General features: G+C 66.6%; 5 protein-coding genes and 1 pseudogene. 3 read left to right on the forward strand and 3 right to left on the reverse strand.

Annotation, left to right across the window (positions count from 1 at the left end; translation table 11 throughout):
* Positions 1–519 (reverse strand): annotated as a pseudogene (locus RMN84_RS05915) (transglutaminase family protein); the annotation flags it as partial.
* Positions 516–1,436 (reverse strand): transglutaminase family protein, encoded by a 921-nt coding sequence (locus RMN84_RS05920; RefSeq protein ID WP_309611269.1) that lies wholly within the window; start codon positions 1,434–1,436, stop codon positions 516–518. The gene RMN84_RS05920 and the pseudogene RMN84_RS05915, both read right to left, overlap by 4 nt.
* Between RMN84_RS05920 and RMN84_RS05925 the strand changes: the two genes are divergently transcribed.
* From RMN84_RS05925 to RMN84_RS05935, 3 genes are all read left to right on the forward strand, one after another.
* The gene (locus tag RMN84_RS05925) at positions 1,435–2,250 is read left to right on the forward strand and encodes an N-formylglutamate amidohydrolase (protein ID WP_309611270.1); all 816 of its coding nucleotides are present in this window, start codon (positions 1,435–1,437) and stop codon (positions 2,248–2,250) included. The two genes, RMN84_RS05920 and RMN84_RS05925, sit on opposite strands and share 2 nt — an antisense overlap.
* Entirely contained in the window at positions 2,247–2,492 is a 246-nt protein-coding gene (locus tag RMN84_RS05930; protein ID WP_309611271.1) for a 4a-hydroxytetrahydrobiopterin dehydratase, read from the forward strand. The genes RMN84_RS05925 and RMN84_RS05930 overlap by 4 nt, the downstream gene beginning before the upstream one ends.
* 170 nt (positions 2,493–2,662) lie before the next feature.
* Positions 2,663–3,430 carry a phenylalanine 4-monooxygenase gene (locus tag RMN84_RS05935; protein ID WP_309611272.1) on the forward strand — a complete coding sequence of 256 codons (768 nt, stop codon included), beginning with the start codon at positions 2,663–2,665 and terminating at the stop codon, positions 3,428–3,430.
* On the opposite strand, the gene crcB is transcribed toward RMN84_RS05935, so the two are convergent.
* The gene (crcB, locus tag RMN84_RS05940) at positions 3,427–3,789 is read right to left on the reverse strand and encodes a fluoride efflux transporter CrcB (RefSeq protein WP_309611273.1); all 363 of its coding nucleotides are present in this window, start codon (positions 3,787–3,789) and stop codon (positions 3,427–3,429) included. The genes RMN84_RS05935 and crcB overlap by 4 nt on opposite strands.
* Between the last annotated feature and the right edge of the window lie 2 nt (positions 3,790–3,791).

Consider the following 3,791-nt stretch of genomic DNA (forward strand, 5'->3'; position numbering starts at 1 on the left):
GTCGCGGCACACCCCGCGTCCCTCCTGATGCGCTTCCCACGCGGTCTTGGTCGGGCGGGCGTAATGATAGCCGAACTCGATATGCTTGTGGGCATAGTCGAGGATCGCCTTCAGCCGCGTCCAGCCCGGCTCGACATGGCCGAACAGGCCCCAGGCGGTGTCGGACAGGCGGTCGGTTTCGCAATAGCGGCTGCCGAGCAGGTAGATGAGCACATCGTCGGGCAATTCCTCGACCGGCAACTGGCGCGCGCCAGGCATTATCCGGTCCTCGATCCCGCTGTCCTCGATGACGAAGTCGTTGGTGATGATTGTCTCGCCCTCGGGCAGGACGAAGCGAGTCGCGACATTGCCGAAGCTGTCGACATAATCATGCGTCTCGATCGCCGGATCGGTAGCCAGGTGCGGCGTCGTCTTGAGGTCTTTCGCGCGTGACGGATGCACGCTCAGCAGCGCCATCATCGGCGTCGGCTGTTTCGTCGTGAAGCGAATGTCGTAACCGGCCCTGATCAACATAGTCATCGTATCCCGTTGGCCACGGCCTTGATGGCCGGGGCGGATTGGTGAAGGTCGTCGAGCGTGACCTCGACGGTCACGTCCATGCCCAGATCGCTGTTCGGAAAGCCGCTCCACGTTCCCGAGATCGGTACCGCCTGCGCCGGGTCGCGCGCGACGGCGACGCGGATGAGGCCCGCGTTGCCGACGATGCCGTTGGTCGGGTCGAACTCGACCCAACCGGACCCTGGCAGGAAGATGCGGACCCAGGCGTGGGTGCTGCCGCCGCCGACGCGGCCCGATGTGCCGCGCGGGTTGTAGAGATAGCCGGAAACGAAGCGCGCCGCGAGTCCCAGCGCGCGCGCCGCTTCCATCATCAGCACGGCGAAATCGCGGCACGTCCCCTGTCGCTTGAAGATCGTCTCGACCGGCGTCTGGGTGCCCTTCTCGGCACGCGGCAGATAGGTGAAGTTGCGCTTGATGAACCGCGTCATGTCGGCCAGCATCGCCACGCTCTCGGTCTCGGTATCCTTCTTCAGGAACCGCCGCGCCCATTTGTCGAGCACCCGCTCGGGATCGTGATGCTGTCGCTCGATCGAGCGCATCAGGTCGGGCTGGTCCTCGGGCGCATAGCTGAACGGGAACAGCCGGGCATAGGGCTCGACCTCGACCTCCGCCGTCAGCATCGGCTGGTGCCGCACCTTGACCAGGCTATCGATCCGCAGGTTCGTCGCCCGCCGGTTGAACGTCGCCACCGCCAGTGAATTGCCGAACACGTCCTGCATCCAGCGCAGCTCGACCGGCTCGGGATCGATGATCAGCCGCGCCTCGAGCAGGTCCTGGTCATGGCTTTCGCGCGGCCGCACGAATATGCGATGCTCGCCGAACGCGACCGGCTGCCGGTACGAATAGGTCGTCACATGAGAAATAGTCAGGATCGTCATGCCGGATCGGCCCCACCTCGCCCAGTCTTGCGCCAACCCTATACTGGGCAATCACGAGCCGCCACCCGTCGCCATCCACAACCCCGGAGCCGCCTCGCCGTTCCTGCTGGTCGGCGACCACGCCGGCAATCGCATTCCCGAAAGCCTCGGGACGCTCGGGCTTAGCGAAACCGACGCGGTGCGCCACATCGCGTGGGACATCGGCATCGCCCGCCTGGGCGTCCGCCTCGCCGACCGCATCGCGGCGTCATTTATTCACCAGCGTTACTCGCGGCTGTTGATCGACTGCAATCGCCGGCCCGGCGCGCCCGATTCGATTCCCCCGGTCAGCGACGGCACCGCCATCGCCGCCAACGCCGCGCTCGACCCTACCAGGGCCGCCGCCCGCGCAGAAGCGATCCACGCCCCCTATCAGGCCGCGATCGCCGCCGAACTCGACCGCCGCGCCGCCGCCGGCCTCACCACCATTCTCGTCGCGCTGCATAGCTTCACCCCGGTGATGCAGGGCGTCGCGCGGCCGTGGCAGGTCGGCATCCTCCACGACACCGGCGACAATCGCTTCGCCCGCGCCATGATCGCCGCCTACGCCGTCGACCCCGCCCTGACCGTCGGCGACAATCAGCCCTATTCGATGGACATCATCGACTATACCATTCCCCACCACGCCTACCCGCGTCATTTGCCCTATGTCGAAATCGAGATTCGCCAGGACCTGCTGGCGGATGCGGCGGGGATCGAGGAATGGGCGGAACGCACCGAACAGGCACTGCTCGCCGCTGAGCAAGCCTATCCCGCACTGGAGGAAACCGCATGACCACCCCGAAAGGCTGGACCACCTCAGGCGACGCGATCACCAAGAGCTTCACCTTCAAGGACTTCGCCGAGGCCTTCGCTTTCCTCACCCGCGTGGCCGCCCATGCCGAGGCGATCGACCATCACCCCGAATTTACCAGCGTGTGGAACCGCGTCGACTTCCGCCTGACCAGCCACGACGCCGGCGGCGTCACCGCGCGCGACCTCGGGCTGGCCCGCACGATCGACGAACTAGCCAGCTAGTATTCATCGCCAATCTAGCTTATGGGATCCCGATGCGCAGCCAGATCGCCCCTTATTATATCACCGAGGTGGAAGCCGGCTGAGCGCACGCGCGTCTTGCCCTTCCACCGCACCTCGCTTCGGCGGGGTTTTTTATTGCCCGCCCTCGTTCGACCAGACAGGATCCCGACATGTTGCATCAGGCGATTGCCCACAATGATCCAGCGACGCCGCCGCACTGGTCCGACTATGTCGTCGATCAGAACTGGAGCGCGTTCAGCGCCGACGACCACGCCGTCTGGGACCTACTGTTCACCCGCCAGGTCGATCTCCTCGGCAGCCGCGTCGTTACGCCGTTCCTCGACGGGCTCGACCTGCTCCGCCTGTCGAAGCCCGGCATCCCCGACCTCGCCGAGCTCAACCGCCACCTCACCCCGCGCACCGGGTGGAAGACCGTCGCGGTCGAGGGCCTCGTCCCCGACGACGCCTTCTTCGCCATGCTGACCGAACGCATCTTCCCGATCGGCAATTTCATCCGCCGCCGCGAAGAACTCGACTATCTCGAGGAGCCCGACTGCTTCCACGACATCTTCGGCCATGTCCCGATGATGGTCGACCCGCGCATGGCCCGGCTGATGGAGCATGTCGGCCACCTCGGCACCGCCGCCATCGCCGCCGGCCGCGGCGTCGAGATCGCCCGCCTCTACTGGCACTCGGCCGAGTTCGGCCTGTGCCGCGAGAGCGGCGAGGTGAAGATCCTCGGCGCCGGGCTGACCTCCAGCTTCGGCGAAGCGCACTTCAGCGTCGAGGACCTGCAAGTCGCGCGCGTCCCCTTCACCGTCGCGGCGGCAATGGCCACCCCCTACAAGCACGACAGCTTCCAGCCGCTCTACATGGTCTCGCAATCGCTCGACATCACCACCGACGCCATCTGCGCCCTCGACCCGGCGATGTTCTAGCGCGCCACCACAAACCCCAGCGCCACCGCGCCTAGCGACAGCAGGACCGACGCCGCCACATAAGCCGCCGCCAGCCCGACCGCCCCGCGCTGCCACAGCGTCAGCGCGTCCAGCCCGAACGCCGAAAAAGTCGTAAACCCGCCCAGCACCCCGGTCAGCAAAAACAGCCGCCACGGCTCGCTCCCCCCGCCGCCTCGCACGAACCACCCCGCCAGCAACCCCATCGCCAGGCATCCAACCACATTGACCGCCAGCGTTGCCGCCGGCGCGCCCCATCCGCCGACCACCGCGATCCGCCCGACGCCATAGCGCAACACCGCGCCCATCCCGCCGCCGACGAACACCAGCAGCGGGTTCATGC

It is taken from the genome of Sphingomonas sp. (assembly GCF_031380695.1).
GTDB lineage: Bacteria > Pseudomonadota > Alphaproteobacteria > Sphingomonadales > Sphingomonadaceae > Sphingomicrobium.

Coding starts and splice junctions, on each gene's coding strand:
- RMN84_RS05925 (WP_309611270.1), top strand. CDS start 1,435: ATGCCGGATCGGCCCCACCTCGCCCAGTCTTGCGCCAACCCTATACTG.
- RMN84_RS05920 (WP_309611269.1), bottom strand. CDS start 1,436: ATGACGATCCTGACTATTTCTCATGTGACGACCTATTCGTACCGGCAG.
- RMN84_RS05930 (WP_309611271.1), top strand. CDS start 2,247: ATGACCACCCCGAAAGGCTGGACCACCTCAGGCGACGCGATCACCAAG.
- RMN84_RS05935 (WP_309611272.1), top strand. CDS start 2,663: ATGTTGCATCAGGCGATTGCCCACAATGATCCAGCGACGCCGCCGCAC.
- crcB (WP_309611273.1), bottom strand. CDS start 3,789: ATGAACCCGCTGCTGGTGTTCGTCGGCGGCGGGATGGGCGCGGTGTTG.